This is a genomic window from Falsiruegeria litorea R37, assembly GCF_900172225.1.
In the GTDB taxonomy this organism is placed as follows: domain Bacteria; phylum Pseudomonadota; class Alphaproteobacteria; order Rhodobacterales; family Rhodobacteraceae; genus Falsiruegeria; species Falsiruegeria litorea.
On the sequence record NZ_FWFO01000003.1, the window covers coordinates 159,379 to 179,713 of the forward strand.

The following is a 20,335-nucleotide window of genomic DNA, read 5'->3' on the forward strand; positions in this document are numbered from 1 at the left end:
ATTGAAGCACGACCTTACCAACATAAAGCGCGTTATGATTGTAGCAGCATCAAGGCGATAGACGATGAATCGCTTCCGCTGCTCAATTCGTTGATCTGGGCGCGAGCCAAATACCGATTTGTGAACTTCTCCAAAACGGCGGGATCCGTAAACTGCGACAACTCGGACGACCCTGTCACGGCCTGCAGCTTGTCCCGGAACACTTCCAGCTGCTTGTCCAAGTCAATTTGACCAAAGCTGCTGGGCAAACCCAAGGCAACCTCGAACATCTGACGAAGAGGCGGTTGCCCCATGACATTGAACCACTTGGCGTCGTCGCTCATCGACTGACCTGACAAGTCCTGCAATTCCCGTTGCGCAAAAAGAGCGATGCGCATTGACCCATCTTGCTCTCCAACTGAGGCCTCGAAAGCCTCCAAGTTGTTGAGTCTGACAACCTCGGCCATGTTGGTTTGCAAGCCGGTTTTACGCAGCTCACCTGGTCCGAATCCGAACGCTTCGCTGAATTTCTGATAGCGCGCATCTGCCAGGCGATTGGACAGGGCATCGTCGCTCTTTGTCCCATCCTGAAGGATTTTTTGGACGAAAAACTTGCTATCAATGTCGTCTTGCAAACCAAATGCACCCAGCGCGACCGAGAGCAAACGCCGGTTGTTCACAAGCTCCTCAGCAGATTTTATTTCGCCAATATTGTCTAAGAAGTACTGATGCTCTCGTGAGCGCATTTGTGATTTCGAGAAATTCTCCAACTGACTGTCGTACGTGCGTTGAAGAAACTTCCAACCGACAATACCGGATGTGGGCACAACAGGTGAGAAACTCATGGCGAATGCGCGGCAAGCAGCCGTTCTTCGCGGGGTAAGAGACTCCTGAGCGCTTTCAGGCAACGATAATGATGGTCCTTGACCAATGCATCTGTTGCTTCAGCCAAAGAGGCCCGGCTGTCGGGATCCGTGAACACCTGGCTGAGTTCTTCGATCCGCCGCAGCAACGGCATACGAGCTTCAGTGGGATCGCTATCACCGGACAAGACCAGTTGGGCCGCATAGCACACACGTCGAACCGGCGTGGTTGCATCTTCGGGGTGGATGGCATCCCTCAGACGCAGGATGTTTGCATCCGGCGTGACAATCGACAACCGACCCCGGCGGTCGCCATTTTCGATGACGGCACCGTTGATCAAAAGCCGCTCTTTCGGTGCCAATTTCAGAACCAAACCACTCATATCGTCATGCCCCGCCCCTTAGGCCACGCATGATGGCCGTGTTAACTTCGAGCAAAGGGTCTACTGAGGCCGTTCGGGCCAGTACCTTGCTGGTATGATGGCGCGTAAATTCCGCCAAGGAAAACAGATCAGCCTTCAAGTTTGTGGGCAGGGTATTGTCCCCATCGACAACCTCGGCTGCAAAAATGGTCCAAAGCTTACGGTTCATATGCAGTGCTTCAACCAATGCTGGGAACCCTTGTTCTCCCTCCTGTTGCGCAAGACGAATTCGGTGGGTGATCCGGGCCACCGCCTCATATTCGACGCTGCGCGGGGTTCGCGTCGGCGCGGAAGTTGAGGCATATCCTTTTTGAGCTACGGAAATCGCGTTCACATTCTATCCTTACTGTGATCAGACCTGAAACAAGGTTGACCAGGGCCGTGAGAGCCCTGGCCAGGGTTGCCTTAACGGAACAGCGACATAACGGTCTGCGGCGCGCTGTTGGCGATCGAGAGAGCCTGCACACCCAGCTGCTGCTGAGTCTGCAGCGCCTTGAGGCGCGCAGATGCTGCTTCCATATCGGTATCGACCAACGACCCGATGCCGGATTTCATGGCGTCCGACACCTTGCCCACAAACTCGTTCTGGTCGCTGATACGCTTGGCCGAAGCACCAAGGGCAGCCGCCCCGTTGACTGCAGCCTGGATCAAGGTCTCCATGTCATCGATCGATGCGTCAGCGTTTGCAGCACTTGAAACATCGATGGTGGTAAGGTCGAGACCTGCCTCAAAGTCCACCGAGGATACGGTGATGTTCTGCGCCGTAACCGCGCCTGCTGCGTCACGATCCAGCGACGACAGCACGGTGATGTCACCACCCGCAGTGTTGAGCAGATTCGAGCCGTTGAACTGCGATGCGCTGATGATCGACGTGATCTGCGCCTTGAGTTCGTTGACGTCGGCCGTGATCTTGGCGTTGTCAACATTTTCACCAGTTGCCGCGACAACCTTTTCCTTCATCTCGTTCAGGATATTGGTGATCTGCTCGGCACCAGCCGAAGCGACAGCCACTGTGGATTCACCCAAAGACAGCGACTCGGACACGGCTTTGAAACCGGACACGTCCGATTCCATGACCTTGGAAATCGCCCAAATGGCCGAGTTGTCCTTGGCCATCGCAACCTCTTTACCGGTCGAGATCGCGTTCTGGGTCGACGTCAGATCGTTGTTGATCGACTTGAGAGTCTGCAGCGCAACCATTGCGCCGTTGTTCGTCAGAATGCTGGTCATTTTCATGTTCCTTCAGTCATTGGACGGTTTCCGCCCAGAGTTGCTTCCGCCAATGCGGCGGCCTAAACGTCTTTCTGACGACTGCGAGCTCTGTTTCCTTGGCGTCGCGCCACCTTCATCCGAGGTGCGAGGACACAATTGACCGGGATGTCCTAATGGAGTGCTAAAAGCGAAATTCCAGATTTTTCGCATTTTATTCAATCGCGTACTAAGCGCGTTTTTCCAGGTTTTTGCTGACTTCAGTGCTGTGCTGCGTCTTGCGGCCGCTTTCATCATAGGTCTCAAGTCCCCGACGAACCCGGCGCAATTCGGCCATCCGATTGGCTACCGCCTGGATCCCTTCCATTGCGCTGTTGAGAAGAGATTGATTCCGCGTCACCTTGTTCTGCACTCCGACCAAGGCGTCACGCTCAACCGAATCCAGTTGATTGATTCGCTCGATGAGTTTTTCTTTTTGGGGCAACAGGGTGCCAAGGCGCTCCAACTCACCGTCAACCAAAGCTGTCCGTTCCAAGTCCAGCAGCTCGTCCAAGGCCGCAATCAAATCGGACGCAGTTTCATTTTTCATTCTGAGCCTCCTTCAGTGCATTGAAGAGAGTTTCCGACAATCCAATCCCTCCCGACTTTGCAATCTGCTCGGCCTGCTGCCGGACCAGAAACGATTGAAATTGATCTTCCCCAGAGCCACCACCCATAAGAGATCGGGATTCACCCAACCCTGCAGATGTCAGCATTTCGGCCAGAAAGGTGGCCTCAAGTTTCTGCGCAACGTCTCGAAGCGCGCCATCTCCGCGTGTTTTTGACAAGGCCTGCGGGGGGGGAGTGGTCCGGTACAAAGGATCCATCATGCTTCCTCAAATTACATCGAATTGTCAGAGCTTGCGGTCAAACCGGTTAAAATAAACGTAACCGAATTCAGCGCAGAGTATTTTCAATCGAAAGAACTTCGGGCTCAAAAAGATGTCTCTTCTTCCTCTCCCAGAAACCGTTAGGGATACTGTCACAAGAACTGCGTCCCCCAGCGAAAGGCGGTCTCGCGAAGCGCCAGAGCAAGACTTTGGTGCGGTTATCGAGAACATGCAGACGCCCGAGGGCGAGGCGCATGTTCTCGATAACCAGGTGCCGCCGAATATTGGCGCGCCCAGCTCCGACAGCCATGATGCCATCGCGCAGACGCATGCCAAAACCCCATCGGAAATGCCACCTGATGACGTCTCTTTGGCGGTTGCAAGAGTCACTGAATCGCGTGTGGAATTTTCGGCCGAGGAAGACGTGACACGCCCTGAGAACGTTGAAACGGCAGAGTACGCTCTAGGATCTCACACACATCTCAACAGACACCAGGAACCAGGTGGAACTGCCTTGTTTTCGCATAACGCGGGGCCAACGGAGTCGGTCGCCTTCCCTGTGGCTTCACAACACTCTCAGGCGGTTTATTCGAATGATCGCAAACAGATACCCAATAAGACCGGTTCCGTGACAGTCGGCGCTCAGGACGTTGCAACTATGCAGGATGCAAGCCGCCTTGCCGAGGGAATGTCACCGGTCGATTTGAGCGCAAATGTGCTAGAAACGTCAGTGCTGTCTCGCGCTGCTCTGGGTCCAGAAGCAAGCAATACAATTCCTGAAGCAACTGGCGTGGACCCCACGCATCCACATTCCCTATCCAGACAAGTGACGGGCCCTGCAACCGACCAAGGTAACTTGCTCGAATTCAGCAAGCGTTCCGCCGAAAAGTCACCGGATGAGGCAAAAAATGATCTCTCCACGCACTCCTCTCAAACACTTCGTCAGCCCACCACGTTAGGTGCGGGCCACCTGACAAGTGCGTGGGCATTTCCCCACAGCACTCCGCCTCCACTTTCGGAGGTGAGCAAGTCGGTCATTGCCGCAGAATTTGACGCTTCTGAGGTTCAAAAGATGGCAAACGGGTTGCCGTTCAGCCTGCAGGGAGAGGCAGAAGAGGACGCTGGCCTTAGGGTTCGGCAGAATTGGCCGACCGAAACCTCAGCTGTGCAACATCCGTCTCCGAAACCGCAGTTAAATCTCTCGCCGACTTTCACCGGAGCTCACCAAGGTGCAATTGTCCAAAGCATATCAGACAACCTACAACTTTCGAGCGGCGAAGATTTCTCCGCCATGCTGAGCTCACTACCACTTGAAGATGCCCTAGGCCTTGCTGGAACATCTGCGGCCACCCCGCAAACAGTGACTGCCCCAGCGGACGTCCTTAGGCCGGACATCGCAAGGTCGATTGGTGGCCAACTGGCCGCTCAAGCAAACGCTCGCTCACAAGGCACCGTCGATATCGCCTTGAACCCGGAAGAACTTGGTCGTGTCAGAATGGCCATAGCCGCAGGCGAATCGACCGTAGCCATATCTATCGTGGCAGAACGCCCGGAAACCCTGGAATTGATGCGACGGCATGCAGATCTGTTGATCGAAGAGTTCCGGAATTTGGGCTATGGTGACATAGAGTTCGAATTTTCAGATGGGTCATCAGCGTCAGGTGACTCTGCGGGCCACGCCCCTAACGACGATTCGCATGCCAACAAGGGCATCGAACCCGAGATGTCTGCTCCTTCGACATCGCCCCCCAACCGGCCTGTTCAGCAATCTGGCCTGGATATGAGGCTCTAGTTATGATCACACAAACTTCGCAAGCCGCAGCAACCAACTCGTCAAACCAGACAACGTCTTCTCCGAGTAAGTCGAGCGCGTTGACGTCCGACTTTGAAACTTTTTTGAAAATGTTGACTGTTCAAGCCCAGAACCAAGATCCACTGGAACCTTTGGATTCGTCTGAATACGCCGCGCAGTTGGCGCAATTTTCGATGGTCGAACAGCAAACAAAAACAAACCAGACACTTGAAGCTTTGGTCAGCAAGCTGGGTGGAAACTCAATGGCCGAGTTGTCCAACTGGATCGGCAAAGAGGCGCGCGCCATCGCACCGGCGCACTATTCCGGTCAACCGATCACCGTATCGCCTGCTCCGGACAAAGACGCAACCGAAGCATATCTTGTCGTCCGCAATGCTGAAGGCACAGTGGTGGATCGGCAGAAAATTCCTGTGTCAGACGCTCCTCTGAAATGGTCAGGGTTGGACGAATCAGGAGCAGCAAGACCCTCGGGATTGTACAGCTTTGCGATCGAAAGCCGCAAAGACAGCAAGGTTATCAAGGAAGAACCCGCAGCTGCTTACAGCAAAGTCATTGAAGCTCAGGTCCAGAATGGCGAAGTGACCTTGATCCTGGATGGCGGACAGGCGATTTTGGCATCCAAGGTTACGGCCGTGCGTGCTCAGGGATAGTCTCTGTCCGCGCATGGATAGGACCAGACCTGAAGCCCGCTGGTGTTGATCCAGCCAATTTGCTGGAGCATCGTGCTGTCAAATCCAGAAGAGTTGCCACCGCTCGGCCTAATCTCGACACTTGTCGAGCGTAGATTGGCTCGGACTGATGACCGGTTCGAAGTCTTGTTGGGCGGGCGCACAAACCGCGTCTGGAAAATTCTGGGGCGGCATCGTCATGCGGTTCTGAAACTCTATCGCAATGATCTGCAAAACCCACTGTTTCGAAATGATCCAAAGCTGGAGAGCCTTTGCCTTCGCGAATTGGAACTGACGGGGATCGCGCCCAAATTGCTTGGCCACGGCCCGTTCGACGAAGGAGATTGGGTTCTTTACGATCATGCTCCGGGATCATGTTGGTCGTGCAATCCCGAACCGGTAGCACAAGTTCTGCACCGCCTTCATCAGGTGCCCCCGCCTGCGGATGTTCCGGACGGCTGCAACGGCAGTTCGGACCTGGAAGCTCACGGACTGGCGATCCTGTCTGAATGCAGGTCTGATGCCCGCAGGACTATCGGCAACAGCAAACCCGTTCGCCATTTGTCACAGCTCTCCGAATGCAGATTGATCCACGGTGATCCTGTTCCGGGGAATGTCCTGATGCACGACAAACAAGCCATACTGATTGACTGGCAGTGCCCGGCGGTTGGTGACCCCTGCGAGGATCTGGCGATGTTTTTGTCTCCTGCAATGCAAATGCTGTATCGTGGGGCGCCCCTAACAGAGGCTGAATCCCAGTTGTTCTTGGCAGCCTACCCTGACAACGAGACAGTCGGGCGCTACGCCGAACTGCGTCCTTGGTACCATTGGCGCATGGCGGCCTATTGCCTGTGGAGGCAAGAGCGCGGCGCGGCTGATTATGGATCAGCTCTGGAGCTGGAGCTGGCCGCTCTCGACACCTGTTAAGGATCAGGCGGTTCGAGCCGCCGCCTGCTCCTCTTGTTTTTGACGTACCATGGCGCGTTTACTGACCAGCGAGGCAGTGATCACCCCGACTGTCACAATTGCGATCATGATCGTGGACAAGGCATTGATTTCAGGCGAAACTCCAAGGCGCACAGCCGAGAATATCTTGATCGGCAGAGTTGTCGCCGACGGGCCAGACGTGAAAGATGCGATCACAAGATCATCCAGAGACAGCGTGAACGCCAAAAGCCAGCCTGAAATTACAGCAGGCGCAATAATTGGTAGCGTGACAAGCCGAAACGCTTCTGAGGGCGAGCATCCCAGGTCAAGCGCTGCTTCCTCTAGGGAACGGTCAAAGGTGACCAACCGTGATGACACCACTACCGAAACGTAACACATCGAAAATGTCGTATGAGCCAGCACGATTGTCAGCACCCCACGATCCAAGCCGATCCCGATGAACAACAGCAAGAGCGACAGACCTGTGATAACTTCGGGCATGACAAGCGGAGCGTAGATCATCCCTGAGAACAGAGTTCGCCCCATGAAACGACCACCCCGAACCAACACATAGGCCGCCATCGTTCCCAGAACAGTTGCCAGTGTCGACGACATCACCGCCACTTTGACGGTGACCCAAGCTGCGTTCAAGAACGCCTCGTTCTGCATGAGTTCACCATACCACTTGGTCGAGAACCCCGCCCAAACGGTCACCAGCTTGCTTTCATTGAAGCTGAAGATGATCAGGATCAGCATCGGGATATACAGGAACGCAAACCCCAGCGTCAGCGAGACGACATTGAACCAACTCAATCTGGTCATTGCTCTGCCTCCGCCTGTTTTTGCTGGTTGCGCTGGAACAACACGATCGGGATCACCAGGATCAACAGCAGGACCACTGCAACGGCACTTGCCACCGGCCAGTCGCGGTTCGAAAAGAATTCTTCCCACAGAACCTTGCCGATCATCAACGTGCCGGACCCACCCAAGAGCGAGGGAATCACGAACTCACCCAGGACCGGGATAAAGACCAGGAACGAGCCGGCGATGATCCCCGGACGCGACAGCGGAATGGTCACGAGCCAGAATGCCTGTAGTCGCGAACAGCCCAGATCCTCGGCCGCCTCAATCAGAGAACCGTCCAACCGTTCAAGCGCGGCATAGATCGGCAGGATCATGAACGGCAGATAAGTGTAGACGATGCCGATGTAGACAGCGGTGTTGGTGTTGAGCAGCGTGAGCGGCTCGGAAATTACACCCAGCCACAGCAGGATCTGATTCAGAAACCCCTCGTTGCTGAGAATACCCATCCACGCATAGACGCGGATCAGGAACGAGGTCCAGAACGGCAGGATGACCAGCATCATCAGCGTCGGGCGCCACTCGGATGGGGCCCGGGCCATGCCGTAGGCCATAGGGTAACCGACCAAAAGAGTAAAGACCGTCGAAATAAGCGCGATCTTGAGGCTGCTGAGATAGGCTTTCCAATACAGATCATCCTCGGTCAGCCAGACGAAGTTTTCGAAATCCAGTTCGGACAGAAATGCTCGGAACCCGGCCCACCCTTCGGCCAGATCAAGTGTCGGGACATAGGGCGGGATGGCGATGGCCGTGTCGCTGAGCGAGATTTTCAGGACGATCCCGAAAGGCACCAGAAACAGCGCCAGCAACCAGGCGTAGGGAACGGCGATCAGAAAAACGCGACGCATCAGTTCGCCAACAAGACACCGGCGGTGGCCGTCCAGGACAGCCAGACCGGGTCTTCCCACGTGAAACTGCGGCGCGAGATGCGGCGGGTGTTGGCCGTCTGCGCCTTGATGATTGTGCCGTTGGGCAGCTCGACATAATAGGTCGACAGGTTGCCCAGATATGCGATGTCATGCACCCGGCCTTGCACCACGTTGTCGGCAGCTTCGGGCCGGTCGGCCGTGATTGTCACTTTTTCCGGGCGGATCGCCAAATGACAGGTTTGTCCGGCGTCGAACGAGGTGGCCGAAGTCGCGGTTAATTGCCCCTGCCCTTCGGCCCAATCGATTCGATAGGAGTCTTCTCCGGCGGCGGTCGCGCGCCCCTGGATGATGTTCACATCACCTATGAAATCAGCAACATAAACAGATTCCGGGTTCTCATAAATCCGGTCTGGCGTGGCCACCTGCATTAGGCGGCCTTCGTCCATGACAGCAACGCGGCTGGCGACGGTCATCGCCTCTTCCTGATCGTGGGTCACGATGACAAAGGTGGTGCCGGTCTTTTCCTGAATGTCCATCAGTTCGAACTGCGTGTCCTGCCGCAGCTTCTTGTCCAAAGCGCCCAACGGCTCATCCAGCAGAAGCAATTTCGGAGCCTTGGCCAGCGAACGGGCCAGCGCCACGCGCTGACGTTGCCCACCCGAGATCTGATGCGGTTTGCGGGTCGCGAATTTCTCTAGACGGGTCAGCTTGAGCATTTCTTCGACCCGCGCCTCGAGCTCGAGTTTCGGCATCTTGTCGCGACGCAGACCAAACGCGATGTTTTCCCAGATATTTAGGTGCGGGAACAGCGCGTAGGACTGAAACATCATGTTCACCGCACGTTTGTTTGGAGGCACGCCCGCGATATCCCGGCCAGCAAGCTCGATGCTGCCTTCGGTCGGGTTTTCGAACCCTGCCAGCATCCGCATCATGGTAGTCTTGCCGCATCCAGATGGACCCAGCAAAGCAAAGAACTCGCGTTCGTAAATATCCAGCGTCAGGTTGTCGATCGCAATGAAAGACCCAAATCGCTTGGTGACATTTCGAAAATGGATCAGTGGCTCAGCCTGTGGATCTTCCCACGGTGCAAAAACGGTCGAGTTCACGATAACCCCCATACATCCCGCCCATGCGGGCCTTGTAGTGCAACCAAAAAACGGCCAGACCATTCTGGCCTGGCCGCTGTCCGTCTCAAATCAGGTGCCCGATTTGATCTTGGTCCACAGACGCGTGACAACCCGTTGTGTTTTTGCCGGGTAAGGCGTTGTGATGTAGAGGTTCTTCATAGTTTCATCATCCGGATAGATCGCAGGGTCGTCGATCACATCGGATTCCAGCATCGGCTGCGACGCCTTGTTGCCGTTGGCGTAGTAAACATAGTTCGACGCCGCCGCCATGTTTTCAGCGTCAAGGATGAAGTTCAGGAACTTGTGCGCTGCCTCGGGATTGGGGGCATCTGCCGGAATAGCCATCTGGTCAAACCACATCAGGGAACCCTGCGAGAAGGCGTTATAGGCGATCTCAACCCCGTTTTCGGCTTCGGCCGCGCGGTCACGTGCCTGTAGAATGTCGCCCGACCAACCGACCGCTACACAGATGTCGCCATTGGCCAGCGCGTTGATATATTCCGAGCTGTGGAATTTCTGAATATGGGGACGAACAGCAGCCAGCACCGGTTCGGCCTTTGCGATCACGTCCTTGTCGTGGCTGTCGGGATCTTCGCCCAGATACTGCAAGACCATTGGAATGATCTCGGCCGGCGCATCCAGGAAGTGTACTCCGCAAGAGGCCAGTTTTTCCATGTTCTCGGGCTTGAGCACCAGATCCATGTTGCTCATGGAGACGTCTTCGCCCAACACCTCTTTGACCTTGCCGACATTCACGCCCAGGCCAGTGGTGCCCCACATATAGTTGATTGAATAAGCGTTTTCAGGATCATACCCCGAGGTGCGGTCCTGGATGACATCCCACAGGTTCACGGCGTTCGGCAGCTTGGACATATCCAGCTTCTGGAACGCGCCCGCCTGAATTTGGCGCTGCAGGAAGGTACCAGACGGGACCACAACGTCATAACCCGATCCGCCGGCCAGCATTTTGGTTTCCAGAACCTCGTTGCTATCGAACACGTCGTAAATCAGATTGATCCCGGTTTCTTCTTCGAATTTGGTCAGCAGTTCTTCGTCGATGTAGTCGGACCAGTTGTAGACCCGGACCTCTTCAGCGAAAGCCGCCGAGGTCGCAAGCGCCATCACGGCTGTCAGCGTCAGCGTTTTGAATTTCATATGAGTGTCTCCCTGCATGGCAGCGGGTATGCTCCCGCCTGCCTAGATTTGATCAAGTTTTGCCTTCTGCGGCAACAGTGTTTATGGTTTCACCCAAAGCAAACGCAGCTCAACGTAGGAAAATTTGGGTCAAGTCCCTTGAATATGATCAAAAATAAGGCGCCCGCCGAAAACTCGGAGAATGGCAAACGTCCTGCTCACGAGCAGGTTTACCAGACGCTCAAGGCGCAAATTTTGTTCGGAGAGATGGCTCCGGGGCAGGCTGTGACCATCCAGGGCCTGACTGATTCGCTTGGCGTGGGCATGACCCCGGTGCGCGAAGCGATCCGCCGTTTGATCTCGGATGGGGCATTGATTTTCCAAGGCAATCGGCGCGTCAGCGTACCCGTCCTGACCACCAATGACGTCGAGCAGCTGATTTATGTAAGAAAATCAACGGAATCAGAGCTAGCACGTCGAGCAGCTAAACGCATAACCCCGGCCCAAGTCGACGCCTTGGAGGCGATAGATGATGCGCTTGATCGTGCGATTTCAGTAGGCGATGTCGCTGGCTACCTAAAGCACAATCACGCATTTCACGAAGCTCTCTATCGTGCTGCAGATGCGCCGATCATGCGCGATCTTGCAGATCGCATGTGGCTCCGCTTTGGCCCATCGTTGCGGGTCGTATGTGGCCGTTTTGGAACGCAAAACCTACCTGACCGCCACAAGGACATGCTGAATGCATTGCGCAATGGCGATGCTGCCGCGGCTGGTCGCGCCATGGAGCAGGACGTCGAGCAAGGCATGGAACTGATGGTGGGGATGCTGTCCAAAACCACGTGACTCAGCTTGTCGATTGACTTAGGATAATTTGATCATATTCTGCGTTCAAAGCCCTTTTGCGAGGAGTCCGCATCATGACGACCATCACGAACCACCTGCCCACCGCCGAACTTCAGGCGCTGGATGCCGCCCACCACATGCACCCGTTCACCGCCAACGGCGAGCTGGCTCAGAAAGGTGCGCGTGTCATCACGCGGGCCAAGGGGGTCTATCTGACCGACAGCGAAGGCGAGGAAATCCTGGACGCCATGGCGGGCCTGTGGTGCGTCAACATCGGCTACGGCCGTGACGAATTGGCCGATGTAGCCGCGCGCCAGATGCGCGAGCTGCCGTATTACAACACCTTCTTTCAGACCACCCATGTACCCGCCATCGCGCTGGCCAACAAACTGGCCGAGCTGGCGCCGGGCGATCTGAACCACGTCTTCTTTGCCGCTGGCGGGTCCGAAGCCAACGACACCAACATCCGAATGGTGCGCACCTATTGGGCCAACAAAGGGCAACCTGACAAAAACATCATCATCAGCCGCAAGAATGCCTATCACGGCTCGTCCGTTGGATCGGGAAGCCTGGGTGGCATGGTGCACATGCACGCCCAAGGCGGCATGCCGATCCCCGACATTCACCACATCGACCAACCCAATTGGTGGGCCGAAGGCGGCGACATGTCACCCGAGGACTTTGGCCTCGCCCGCGCGCAAGAGCTGGAAAAAGCCATTCTTGAGTTGGGCGAAGATCGCGTCGCGGCCTTTATCGGTGAACCCATTCAGGGTGCGGGTGGCGTGATCGTCCCGCCTGAAACCTACTGGCCCGAAATTCAGCGCATTTGCGACAAATACGATATCCTGCTGATCGCGGACGAGGTGATCTGCGGCTTTGGCCGGACGGGCGATTGGTTCGGTTCGCAAACTGTCGGCATCAAGCCCCACATCATGACCATCGCCAAGGGTCTCAGCTCGGGCTATGCGCCCATCGGCGGGTCGATCGTCTGTGACGAAGTCGCCGAAGTGATCGCAGGCGGTGAATTCAACCACGGCTATACCTATTCGGGTCACCCGGTGGCAGCAGCCGTCGCTCTGGAAAACCTGCGTATCCTCGAAGAAGAGGGCATCGTCGATCACGTCCGCGACGTGGCCGCCCCCTATCTGAAAGAAAAATGGGAAGCTCTGGCCGATCACCCGCTGGTGGGAGAGGCCAAGATCTGCGGCATGATGGCGTCGATTGCCCTGACCCCGGACAAGGCAAGCCGCGCGAAGTTTGCGACCGAGCCGGGAACCGTTGGCTATGTCTGTCGCGACCGTTGTTTTGCCAATAATCTGGTGATGCGCCATGTCGGCGACCGCATGATCATCTCGCCGCCCCTCATCCTGACCCCTGCGGACATTGACGAGATGATGAGACGGATTCGCAAATCTCTGGATGAAGCGCATGCGGAACTTGTCGAAAAGGACATGATGAAGGCCGCATCCTGACTTAGCGTCAGATTTAACGTCCCGAACTACCTGATTCTCGAGGCGACCAATCAAATTGGTCGCCTCTTTTGTGTGCTGACCAATGGCGATAATGGCCTAAAAACAGTCGCAACTGTCTCTCGAGTGTCGTAAATCGGTTGCGTTCGGACCAACTCGGCGCTTAAGCTTTATCCAAAGCGGCACAGACCGCGGCAAACAAACTTCGGGGAGCTGGCGTTGACTGCATCATCCAGCAATGACGCGTTCGTAGAATTCGAACGCGTTCAGAAAAGTTATGACGGCGAAACTCTGGTCGTCAAAGATCTCAATCTCACAATGCCAAAGGGCGAGTTTCTGACGATGCTCGGCCCGTCGGGCTCAGGCAAAACAACCTGCCTGATGATGTTGGCCGGTTTCGAGACCGCAACACATGGCGACATCCGTTTGGGCGGCACGTCGATCAACAACATCCCGCCGCACAAACGTGGCATTGGTATGGTGTTTCAAAACTACGCCCTGTTCCCTCACATGACGATTGCCGAGAACCTGAGCTTCCCTCTGGAAGTGCGCAAGATCGGCAAGTCCGAGCGTGAAGAGAAGGTGAAGCGCGCGTTGGACATGGTGGAAATGGGCGCTTTTGGCGGTCGCCGCCCGGCGCAGCTTTCGGGGGGTCAGCAGCAGCGGATCGCCCTGGCGCGCGCTCTGGTGTTTGAACCCGAATTGGTTCTTATGGACGAACCTCTCGGCGCGCTCGACAAACAGCTGCGCGAAAAGATGCAGTTCGAAATCACCGATCTGGCGCACCGCCTGGGCATTACCACCGTGTATGTGACCCACGATCAGACCGAGGCGATGACCATGTCGGACCGCGTTGCGGTATTCGACGACGGTCGAATCCAGCAGTTGGCGCCACCCGATACGCTGTATGAAGAACCCGAAAACAGTTTCGTCGCCCAGTTCATCGGCGAAAACAACACGCTCGAAGGGGTGGTTCAGGAAATCAATGGCGAAGTTGCCTTGGTCAAGCTCGATGATGGTGAGCTGATCGATGCCAAGCCGATCAATGTGGGCGTGGGCGACCGCACCCGCGTGTCAATCCGCCCCGAGCGGGTTGAATACAACAAGGATCGCCTGAAGGAAGGCACACATACGATCAAGGCCGAAGTGCTGGAATTCATCTATATGGGCGACATCTTCCGCACACGCTTGCGCGTTGCTGGAAATGACGAATTCGTCATTAAAACCCGGAATGCTCCCGATCAGGTTCGTCACGAACCAGGCTCGATGATCGAGATCGGTTGGCTGCCCGAAGATTGCCGGGCGCTGGACGCCTGATTGCAAACCTTTGCGGACCCCGACGTCAGATCGGGGCCGTCTGAAATATACGTTCAACAATGGAGAGAAATATGAAATTCACCAAACTCACAGCACTTGCAGTGACCACAGCTCTGGTGGCGCCTGCTGCATTTGCGCAGGAAATGACCATCGTGTCCTGGGGTGGTGCCTACACCAAATCGCAAAAGAACGCGTACCACGACCCCTATTCGGAAAAGACCGGCGTCACTATCATCAACGACGACAGCTCAGCCGAAGCGGTTGCGAAACTACGCGCCATGAACGAAGCGGGCAACGTGACCTGGGACGTGGTTGACGTAGTTGCAGCGGACGCGATCCGCCTGTGCGACGAAGGTCTGGCAATGGAAATCGACCCCGACACCATGCTGGCGCCCGCGCCTGATGGCACCTCGGCGGCTGACGACTTTGGCGACCTGCTGGTGTCTGACTGCTTCATCCCGCAGATCGTGTACTCGACCACCTTCGGCTATCGCACCGACCTGGTTGGCGACACTGCCCCCACCAGCGTTTGCGCGGTTTTCGACACCGATGCATACCCGGGCAAGCGTTCGCTTGAAAAGCGTCCGATCAACAACATGGAATGGGCTCTGATCTGTGACGGCGTTGCCAAAGACGACGTCTATGACGTTCTGGCCACTCCCGAAGGTCAGGATCAGGCTCTGGCCAAACTCGACACCATCAAAGACGACGTGATCTGGTGGTCGGCCGGTGCGGACACTCCGCAGCTGCTGGCGGACGGCGAAGTCATCATGGGTTCGACTTATAACGGCCGTCTGTTCTCGGTCATCGAAGAGCAGAAGCAGCCGGTTGCCATGCTGTGGGACGCGCAGGTGTTCGATCTGGACGGCTGGATCATTCCGGCGGGTCTGAGCGACGAGCGCAAGAAGCAAGCTCTGGACTATATCTTCTTCGCAACCGACACCCAGCGTCTGGCAGATCAGGCCAAGTGGATCTCGTATGGTCCGGCTCGTGCTTCTTCGGCACCGCTGGTTGGCCAGCACGCCGATCTGGGCATTGACATGGCACCGCACATGCCGACCGATCCGAACAACGCGCAGAACACGTTCCTGTACAACTACGAGTTCTGGGCTGACTACCGTGACGACATCGACGCCAAATTCCAGGCGTGGCTGGCGAAGTAATCGCCTCGTCCGAATTCGGAAAGGGCCAGTATTAGGCCCTTTCCACCTCCATTCGTTTGGACATTTACCAATAAAAACAAGACCAACGGGGAAGATATGACGGACACCACCTCCGATGGGCCAATGCTTGCCGCAGACGGCACGCCGCTAAAGAAAAGCCTGGCCCGCGCGCTGAGACTGCAAAAGATGAGGGCGTTGATGCTAATTGCGCCGCTCCTCCTCTTTGTGCTGTTTTCTTTCATCATCCCCATCTTTTCGATGCTGTCCCGCTCGGTCGAGAATAGCATTGTCGTGGAAACCCTTCCTCTTACAGTGGTAGAGTTGCAGGCTTGGAACGCCGACAGCGGTGAGCTGCCGGATGAACCCGTTTATGCCGCCTTTGTCGCTGATATGGTTGTCGCAATCGACGCCAAGAAGCACACTCGCCTTGGCACCCGCCTGAACTATGAACAGACTGGCATGTCGTCGCTGTTTCGTAAGTCGGGCCGAAAAATCAAGCGGATGGACCCGGAGGCGGACGCGCCGTTCAAGGAAAAGCTGATCGACGTCGACAAGAAATGGGGCGACGTCGAAACTTGGCGCGTGATCAAAACACACTCACCGACGATCACCAACGGCTACTTCCTGAACGCCGTGGATATGCGCCGCACGCCCGAGGGGGCGCAGTCACAACCCGAAGACAAGCAGATCCTGGTCAAGCTGTTTGGCCGTACGCTGATCATGTCCTTGATCATCACAGGGTCCTGTATTCTGTTGGGCTATCCGGTGGCCTGGATTTTGGCCAACCTGCCGATGCGCACCGCAAACGTGCTGATGATCCTGGTGCTTCTGCCTTTCTGGACGTCGCTACTGGTGCGGACATCGGCCTGGAAGGTCATGCTGCAGCAACAGGGTGTCATCAACGAGGTCCTGGTCTGGCTGGGTATGGTGGCAGATGATTCCCGACTGGTCATGATCAACAATCAAACAGGCACGATCATTGCGATGACCCACATCCTACTGCCATTCATGATCCTGCCGATGTATTCGGTGATGCAGACGATCCAGCCGACCTATCTGCGCGCGGCGAAATCCATGGGCGCGACCAACTGGACGGCGTTCTGGCGCGTTTACTTTCCACTGTCGATCCCCGGCATTGGGGCGGGCTCGATCCTCGTCTTCATTCTGGCGATTGGCTACTACATCACGCCTGAAATCGTTGGCGGCACCAAAGGTGTCTTCATCTCAAACCGGATTGCCTACCACATCTCAAGCTCTTTGAACTGGGGCCTTGCGGCCGCATTGGGCACGATCCTGCTGGTGGTCGTTCTGATCCTCTACTGGGCCTATGACAAGATCGTGGGCATCGACAACGTGAAGCTGGGGTAACGGACATGGCTGCACTCACACCTATCTCGCGCAAACCGATGTCTCTTGTCCTGCCAACCGTTGCGGCGTCAGGCGGACTGTTGGGGCTCTTTGTCGGCACCGCCAACAACTCCGGTTTCCTTGGCATCGTCATCGGCGCGGCCATCGTCACGGCCCTGGCGGCAATTTACATCTTTGCGCTCAAGAACGAACAGATGGCCAAGTGGATTTCGATCCTGGTCTTTGTCGCCTTGGGCTATGTCTTTGGTGGCATTCCCGGTGCAATCCTGGGCGCAATTGCGGGCTGGTTCTTTCATTGGTTCACATACTGGATGTACGAAGGCCGCTATCGCCAGCATCTGTTGCCCTATCTGACCCCCGGTCAGGTTCTGTGGCATTACGGCTTCCGGGTGATCTGTGGCGCGATCTTTGTCTTCCTGATCACGCCAATCCTTGTGGTCATGCCGCTCAGCTTCAACTCGCAGGACTTCTTTACGTTTACGCCGGAAATGCTCCGGTTTGAGGCCGAAGGCTATTCGCTCAAGCATTATCAGGACTTCTTCACCAACAATGAATGGCAGCGGTCGTTCAAGAACTCCCTGATCATTGCGCCGATCGCCACAGTCATTTCGGTGAGCCTGGGAACCTTGGCCGCCATCGGCCTGAGCCAGAGCCACGTGCCCGGTCGCCGCGCCATCATGGCCATCATGATTTCACCGATGATCGTGCCGTTGATCATTTCGGCCACCGGCATGTTCTTCTTCTACTCGAGCATCGGCAACTGGATGGAAGGTACACTGGGGCTTTCCAAAAACTTCGTGGGATACGTCAAAGTCATTCTGGCCCACGCGGTTCTAGGCATTCCCTTTGTGATCATCACCGTGACAGCGACACTGGTGGGCTTCGACCGTTCACTGACTCGTGCGGCCGCAAACATGGGTGCAAATCCTGTGACCACCTTCTTCCGGGTGCAGATGCCTCTGATCCTGCCCGGCGTGATCTCGGGTGGCCTCTTTGCTTTCATCACTTCGTTTGACGAGGTTGTTGTGGTCCTCTTCGTCGGCTCAGCCAGCCAGAAGACGCTACCGTGGCAGATGTTCACCGGCTTGCGCGAGCAGATCAGCCCGACCATCCTGGCGGTGGCCACGATCCTTGTGGTGATTTCGATCGCGCTGCTGACCACGGTCGAACTGCTGCGCCGCCGTTCGGAACGTCTGCGGGGCATGTCACCCGGCTAAACAAAAAAACACCCCGCCGTTCTTCTCGTGGAAAATACGGCGGGGTGAATTGATCCAAAGGATCAAGAGGGGCAGCGCCCCTCTTTTTTCATCTCAGGCTTTGCAGCAAGCCAGGTGAGGCATAGCCATCCGGCACCATCCCATTGGCCACCTGATAGGCCCGGACTGCATTTATCGTCAGCGGGCCAATCTTTGCGTCAATCTTTTGCGTGTCGAACCCTTTGGCGGTCAGGCGTTCCTGCAACTCAATCCGCTCGTCATAGGTCAATGCGCGGTCTCCGCGCGGCCAACCACCTTGCAGCTTACCCGCCCCCCGGATGCGGTCGCTCAGGTGGCCTACGCCAATCACGTAAGCATCAGCCGTGTTGTAACTCTCTAAAACCTCGAAGTTGTCAAAGATCATGAAGGGCACGCCCTCTGCCCCGCCGGGCAACAGGATCGATGCCGCGCCATGGTTGCGCACCGCCTTGCCATTCACGCCTTTCACCCCCAGCTTGGCCCACTCCTTGGGGCTCTTGGTGATCTCACGATTTGCCAGAGTGTAATCGAACCCTTTGGGCAAGGTGACCTCAACACCCCAAGGCTGCCCTTTGGTCCACCCATGCGCGGCCAGATAAGCGGCCGTGGACGCCAAGGCGTCTGTCGGATCGTCGGACCATATATCCCGTTTGCCGTCACCCGAATGATCCACGGCATAGTCCAGGAACGAGGTCGGCATGAACTGTGTATGTCCCATGGCACCGGCCCAACTGCCATTCATGTTGCGGCTGGCCACATCGCCCGCCTGCAAGATTTGCAGCGCTGCGATCAACTGTTCCTCAAAAAACTCACTGCGCCGCGCGTCATAGGCCAAGGTCGCCAGCGAGCGGATCACGCTCTTTGAGCCCCGGAACGTGCCATAGGCGCTTTCCAGCCCCCAGATCGCCACAACGACCTCTTTCTCGACGCCATACTTGGCCTCGATCCGGTTCAGCAGCGCATCGCGCTTTTTCAGCGCTGCCCGCCCGTTCTGCACCCGCAGATCCGAGGCCGCACTGTCCAGATAGACCCAAACCGTCTTGGTGAACTCGGATTGGTTGCGATCGCGTTTGATGACCTCGGCGTCGTAGCTCACACCGTTTAAAGCGCCCTGCCAAACCGACCGTTTGATCCCCGCAGCTTCGGCTCGAGGGCCAAAGCCAACCTTCCATTCCTGAAAGCCACCCTCGGACGCCACAGCGGTGGGTTTTACCGCATCCACCCTCGCGGGTCGCAATTGCGGTCTCGGCGAGGTCAGAACCTCTGCCGAGGCCAGTTTGACTGTGGTTTTGGTCTCGGACCCGGTGCTTGCCCCGGGCATCATGGCGGCGGTCATTGCCGCAGCACTCAGCCATACACGCATCTTGGTTGTCCCGATTGTCTGCTCTGGCACAAGGGTAGCGTGAAAGCCGCATCCGCAAAAGAGATCACTCAGGCGGTGTGCAATCCTCCGCCGCTTGTTGCGCACGCAGTCGCGCGATGGCCTGGCGCAGTAGCGGCACCCGATTGGGACGAAAGCTCTGTTCGGTCACAACCAACTCGCGCATACGATCCAGACGAAAGGTGCGAAAGTCCTGCCGCAGATGACACCAGGCCACCAAAACGCTGGCCCGATCCATATAGACAATCGACAGTGGGTTCACCCGACGGTGAGTCTCGGCTCCATGTGCGTCCGAATACCCAAACTCAACCGCCTGCTCATCCCACGTTGCCTTGCGCAGGCGCGCAACCTCGATCCCCGGTTTGGGCGGGCGGTCAAATCGGGTGGCCGTGAGCACTGCGTGGCTCAGCCGATGGGACTGGCGCTGCGGCAATCGCCCTTGCAACTTGCGCAGGGCCGCACTGGCCGCTTCGGACAAGGCTGGATCGCCGATCAACTCGACCTCACGCAGGCCCAGAACCAACGCCTCAAGCTCGTCATCCAAAAACCCCAAGGGCGGCAGTGTCGCGTCCTCTATCAAGGTAAAGCCAAACCCGGCTTCACCGTCGATCACCGCGCCCAAGCCCCGCAGTGTGTCGATGTCGCGATGCACCGTGCGCGGCGAAACCCCCAGATCCTGCGCCAACTGGATCGAGGTGCGCGGCTGCGGCCCTGAACGCAGGGCTTGCATCAATTGGAACAGGCGGGCGGTGCGTGACATGGGTTCATACTGCCTAACACTAATGACAGAAACTGTCATCACGCACGCCTAGGGT

21 protein-coding genes are annotated in these 20,335 nt (G+C 56.5%); 9 read left to right on the plus strand and 12 right to left on the minus strand.

From position 1 onward, the window contains the following. Positions 1 to 32: 32 nt before the first annotated feature. From TRL7639_RS17080 to TRL7639_RS17105, 6 genes are all read right to left on the minus strand, one after another. Positions 33 to 824 (minus strand): DUF1217 domain-containing protein, encoded by a 792-nt coding sequence (locus TRL7639_RS17080; RefSeq protein ID WP_085797081.1) that lies wholly within the window; start codon positions 822 to 824, stop codon positions 33 to 35. Beyond that, positions 821 to 1,225, minus strand: coding sequence for a flagellar biosynthesis repressor FlbT (gene flbT / locus TRL7639_RS17085; protein ID WP_085797082.1), 405 nt, complete (start codon positions 1,223 to 1,225; stop codon positions 821 to 823). Before flbT ends, TRL7639_RS17080 begins: the two co-directional genes overlap by 4 nt. A 4-nt stretch (positions 1,226 to 1,229) precedes the next feature. Further along, the gene (flaF, locus tag TRL7639_RS17090; RefSeq protein WP_085797083.1) at positions 1,230 to 1,598 is read right to left on the minus strand and encodes a flagellar biosynthesis regulator FlaF; all 369 of its coding nucleotides are present in this window, start codon (positions 1,596 to 1,598) and stop codon (positions 1,230 to 1,232) included. Positions 1,599 to 1,669: 71 nt separating this feature from the next. Continuing rightward, entirely contained in the window at positions 1,670 to 2,494 is an 825-nt protein-coding gene (locus TRL7639_RS17095) for a flagellin N-terminal helical domain-containing protein (protein ID WP_085797273.1), read from the minus strand. Positions 2,495 to 2,702: 208 nt separating this feature from the next. Further along, on the minus strand, positions 2,703 to 3,062 hold the full coding sequence (locus TRL7639_RS17100) for a flagellar export chaperone FlgN (RefSeq protein WP_085797084.1): 360 nt from the start codon (positions 3,060 to 3,062) through the stop codon (positions 2,703 to 2,705). Continuing rightward, positions 3,052 to 3,339, minus strand: a complete 288-nt coding sequence (locus TRL7639_RS17105) for a rod-binding protein (RefSeq protein WP_085797274.1) — start codon at positions 3,337 to 3,339, stop codon at positions 3,052 to 3,054. The genes TRL7639_RS17100 and TRL7639_RS17105 overlap by 11 nt, the downstream gene beginning before the upstream one ends. Before the next feature lie 232 nt (positions 3,340 to 3,571). On the opposite strand from TRL7639_RS17105, the gene TRL7639_RS17110 reads away from it, so the two are divergent. From TRL7639_RS17110 to TRL7639_RS17120, 3 genes are all read left to right on the plus strand, one after another. Beyond that, positions 3,572 to 5,134, plus strand: coding sequence for a flagellar hook-length control protein FliK (locus TRL7639_RS17110; protein ID WP_165759838.1), 1,563 nt, complete (start codon positions 3,572 to 3,574; stop codon positions 5,132 to 5,134). A gap of 2 nt (positions 5,135 to 5,136) precedes the next feature. After that, positions 5,137 to 5,805, plus strand: coding sequence for a flagellar hook capping FlgD N-terminal domain-containing protein (locus TRL7639_RS17115; protein ID WP_085797086.1), 669 nt, complete (start codon positions 5,137 to 5,139; stop codon positions 5,803 to 5,805). A 135-nt stretch (positions 5,806 to 5,940) separates the two neighbouring features. After that, complete coding sequence (locus tag TRL7639_RS17120) at positions 5,941 to 6,750, plus strand: phosphotransferase (RefSeq protein ID WP_235820438.1); 810 nt, start codon at positions 5,941 to 5,943, stop codon at positions 6,748 to 6,750. A 3-nt stretch (positions 6,751 to 6,753) separates the two neighbouring features. On the opposite strand, the gene TRL7639_RS17125 is transcribed toward TRL7639_RS17120, so the two are convergent. The 4 genes from TRL7639_RS17125 to TRL7639_RS17140 all read right to left on the minus strand — a co-directional run bounded on the left by TRL7639_RS17125 (position 6,754) and on the right by TRL7639_RS17140 (position 10,762). Beyond that, entirely contained in the window at positions 6,754 to 7,572 is an 819-nt protein-coding gene (locus TRL7639_RS17125; protein WP_085797087.1) for an ABC transporter permease, read from the minus strand. Continuing rightward, on the minus strand, positions 7,569 to 8,459 hold the full coding sequence (locus TRL7639_RS17130) for an ABC transporter permease subunit (protein WP_085797088.1): 891 nt from the start codon (positions 8,457 to 8,459) through the stop codon (positions 7,569 to 7,571). The genes TRL7639_RS17125 and TRL7639_RS17130 overlap by 4 nt, the downstream gene beginning before the upstream one ends. Continuing rightward, positions 8,459 to 9,586, minus strand: a complete 1,128-nt coding sequence (locus TRL7639_RS17135) for an ABC transporter ATP-binding protein (protein WP_110647178.1) — start codon at positions 9,584 to 9,586, stop codon at positions 8,459 to 8,461. Before TRL7639_RS17135 ends, TRL7639_RS17130 begins: the two co-directional genes overlap by 1 nt. A 90-nt stretch (positions 9,587 to 9,676) precedes the next feature. Then, complete coding sequence (locus TRL7639_RS17140) at positions 9,677 to 10,762, minus strand: polyamine ABC transporter substrate-binding protein (protein WP_110647170.1); 1,086 nt, start codon at positions 10,760 to 10,762, stop codon at positions 9,677 to 9,679. A 144-nt stretch (positions 10,763 to 10,906) separates the two neighbouring features. On the opposite strand from TRL7639_RS17140, the gene TRL7639_RS17145 reads away from it, so the two are divergent. From TRL7639_RS17145 to TRL7639_RS17170, 6 genes are all read left to right on the plus strand, one after another. Further along, positions 10,907 to 11,587 (plus strand): GntR family transcriptional regulator, encoded by a 681-nt coding sequence (locus tag TRL7639_RS17145; protein WP_085797091.1) that lies wholly within the window; start codon positions 10,907 to 10,909, stop codon positions 11,585 to 11,587. Between the two features lie 74 nt (positions 11,588 to 11,661). Next, complete coding sequence (locus TRL7639_RS17150) at positions 11,662 to 13,059, plus strand: aspartate aminotransferase family protein (protein ID WP_085797092.1); 1,398 nt, start codon at positions 11,662 to 11,664, stop codon at positions 13,057 to 13,059. A gap of 216 nt (positions 13,060 to 13,275) precedes the next feature. Then, positions 13,276 to 14,373 (plus strand): ABC transporter ATP-binding protein, encoded by a 1,098-nt coding sequence (locus TRL7639_RS17155; protein WP_085797093.1) that lies wholly within the window; start codon positions 13,276 to 13,278, stop codon positions 14,371 to 14,373. 71 nt (positions 14,374 to 14,444) lie between these two features. Continuing rightward, entirely contained in the window at positions 14,445 to 15,536 is a 1,092-nt protein-coding gene (locus TRL7639_RS17160; RefSeq protein WP_085797094.1) for an extracellular solute-binding protein, read from the plus strand. Between the two features lie 96 nt (positions 15,537 to 15,632). Continuing rightward, entirely contained in the window at positions 15,633 to 16,904 is a 1,272-nt protein-coding gene (locus TRL7639_RS17165; RefSeq protein ID WP_085797095.1) for an ABC transporter permease, read from the plus strand. 5 nt (positions 16,905 to 16,909) lie between these two features. Next, the gene (locus TRL7639_RS17170; protein WP_085797096.1) at positions 16,910 to 18,121 is read left to right on the plus strand and encodes an ABC transporter permease; all 1,212 of its coding nucleotides are present in this window, start codon (positions 16,910 to 16,912) and stop codon (positions 18,119 to 18,121) included. Between the two features lie 88 nt (positions 18,122 to 18,209). Here the strand turns inward: TRL7639_RS17170 and TRL7639_RS17175 are convergent, their stop codons facing one another. Together TRL7639_RS17175 and TRL7639_RS17180 are read right to left on the minus strand one after the other, a co-directional pair. Further along, complete coding sequence (locus TRL7639_RS17175; RefSeq protein WP_085797097.1) at positions 18,210 to 19,502, minus strand: lytic murein transglycosylase; 1,293 nt, start codon at positions 19,500 to 19,502, stop codon at positions 18,210 to 18,212. A gap of 64 nt (positions 19,503 to 19,566) precedes the next feature. After that, complete coding sequence (locus TRL7639_RS17180; RefSeq protein WP_085797098.1) at positions 19,567 to 20,280, minus strand: helix-turn-helix transcriptional regulator; 714 nt, start codon at positions 20,278 to 20,280, stop codon at positions 19,567 to 19,569. Positions 20,281 to 20,335: the final 55 nt, after the last annotated feature.

What these genes read in the sequence shown, in the direction of transcription:
- TRL7639_RS17080 (WP_085797081.1), bottom strand. Translation starts at nt 824, where the DNA reads ATGAGTTTCTCACCTGTTGTGCCCACATCCGGTATTGTCGGTTGGAAG.
- flbT (WP_085797082.1), bottom strand. Translation starts at nt 1,225, where the DNA reads ATGAGTGGTTTGGTTCTGAAATTGGCACCGAAAGAGCGGCTTTTGATC.
- TRL7639_RS17095 (WP_085797273.1), bottom strand. Translation starts at nt 2,494, where the DNA reads ATGACCAGCATTCTGACGAACAACGGCGCAATGGTTGCGCTGCAGACT.
- TRL7639_RS17100 (WP_085797084.1), bottom strand. Translation starts at nt 3,062, where the DNA reads ATGAAAAATGAAACTGCGTCCGATTTGATTGCGGCCTTGGACGAGCTG.
- TRL7639_RS17105 (WP_085797274.1), bottom strand. Translation starts at nt 3,339, where the DNA reads ATGGATCCTTTGTACCGGACCACTCCCCCCCCGCAGGCCTTGTCAAAA.
- TRL7639_RS17110 (WP_165759838.1), top strand. Translation starts at nt 3,572, where the DNA reads ATGCAGACGCCCGAGGGCGAGGCGCATGTTCTCGATAACCAGGTGCCG.
- TRL7639_RS17115 (WP_085797086.1), top strand. Translation starts at nt 5,137, where the DNA reads ATGATCACACAAACTTCGCAAGCCGCAGCAACCAACTCGTCAAACCAG.
- TRL7639_RS17125 (WP_085797087.1), bottom strand. Translation starts at nt 7,572, where the DNA reads ATGACCAGATTGAGTTGGTTCAATGTCGTCTCGCTGACGCTGGGGTTT.
- TRL7639_RS17130 (WP_085797088.1), bottom strand. Translation starts at nt 8,459, where the DNA reads ATGCGTCGCGTTTTTCTGATCGCCGTTCCCTACGCCTGGTTGCTGGCG.
- TRL7639_RS17140 (WP_110647170.1), bottom strand. Translation starts at nt 10,762, where the DNA reads ATGAAATTCAAAACGCTGACGCTGACAGCCGTGATGGCGCTTGCGACC.
- TRL7639_RS17145 (WP_085797091.1), top strand. Translation starts at nt 10,907, where the DNA reads ATGATCAAAAATAAGGCGCCCGCCGAAAACTCGGAGAATGGCAAACGT.
- TRL7639_RS17150 (WP_085797092.1), top strand. Translation starts at nt 11,662, where the DNA reads ATGACGACCATCACGAACCACCTGCCCACCGCCGAACTTCAGGCGCTG.
- TRL7639_RS17160 (WP_085797094.1), top strand. Translation starts at nt 14,445, where the DNA reads ATGAAATTCACCAAACTCACAGCACTTGCAGTGACCACAGCTCTGGTG.
- TRL7639_RS17165 (WP_085797095.1), top strand. Translation starts at nt 15,633, where the DNA reads ATGACGGACACCACCTCCGATGGGCCAATGCTTGCCGCAGACGGCACG.
- TRL7639_RS17170 (WP_085797096.1), top strand. Translation starts at nt 16,910, where the DNA reads ATGGCTGCACTCACACCTATCTCGCGCAAACCGATGTCTCTTGTCCTG.
- TRL7639_RS17175 (WP_085797097.1), bottom strand. Translation starts at nt 19,502, where the DNA reads ATGCGTGTATGGCTGAGTGCTGCGGCAATGACCGCCGCCATGATGCCC.
- TRL7639_RS17180 (WP_085797098.1), bottom strand. Translation starts at nt 20,280, where the DNA reads ATGTCACGCACCGCCCGCCTGTTCCAATTGATGCAAGCCCTGCGTTCA.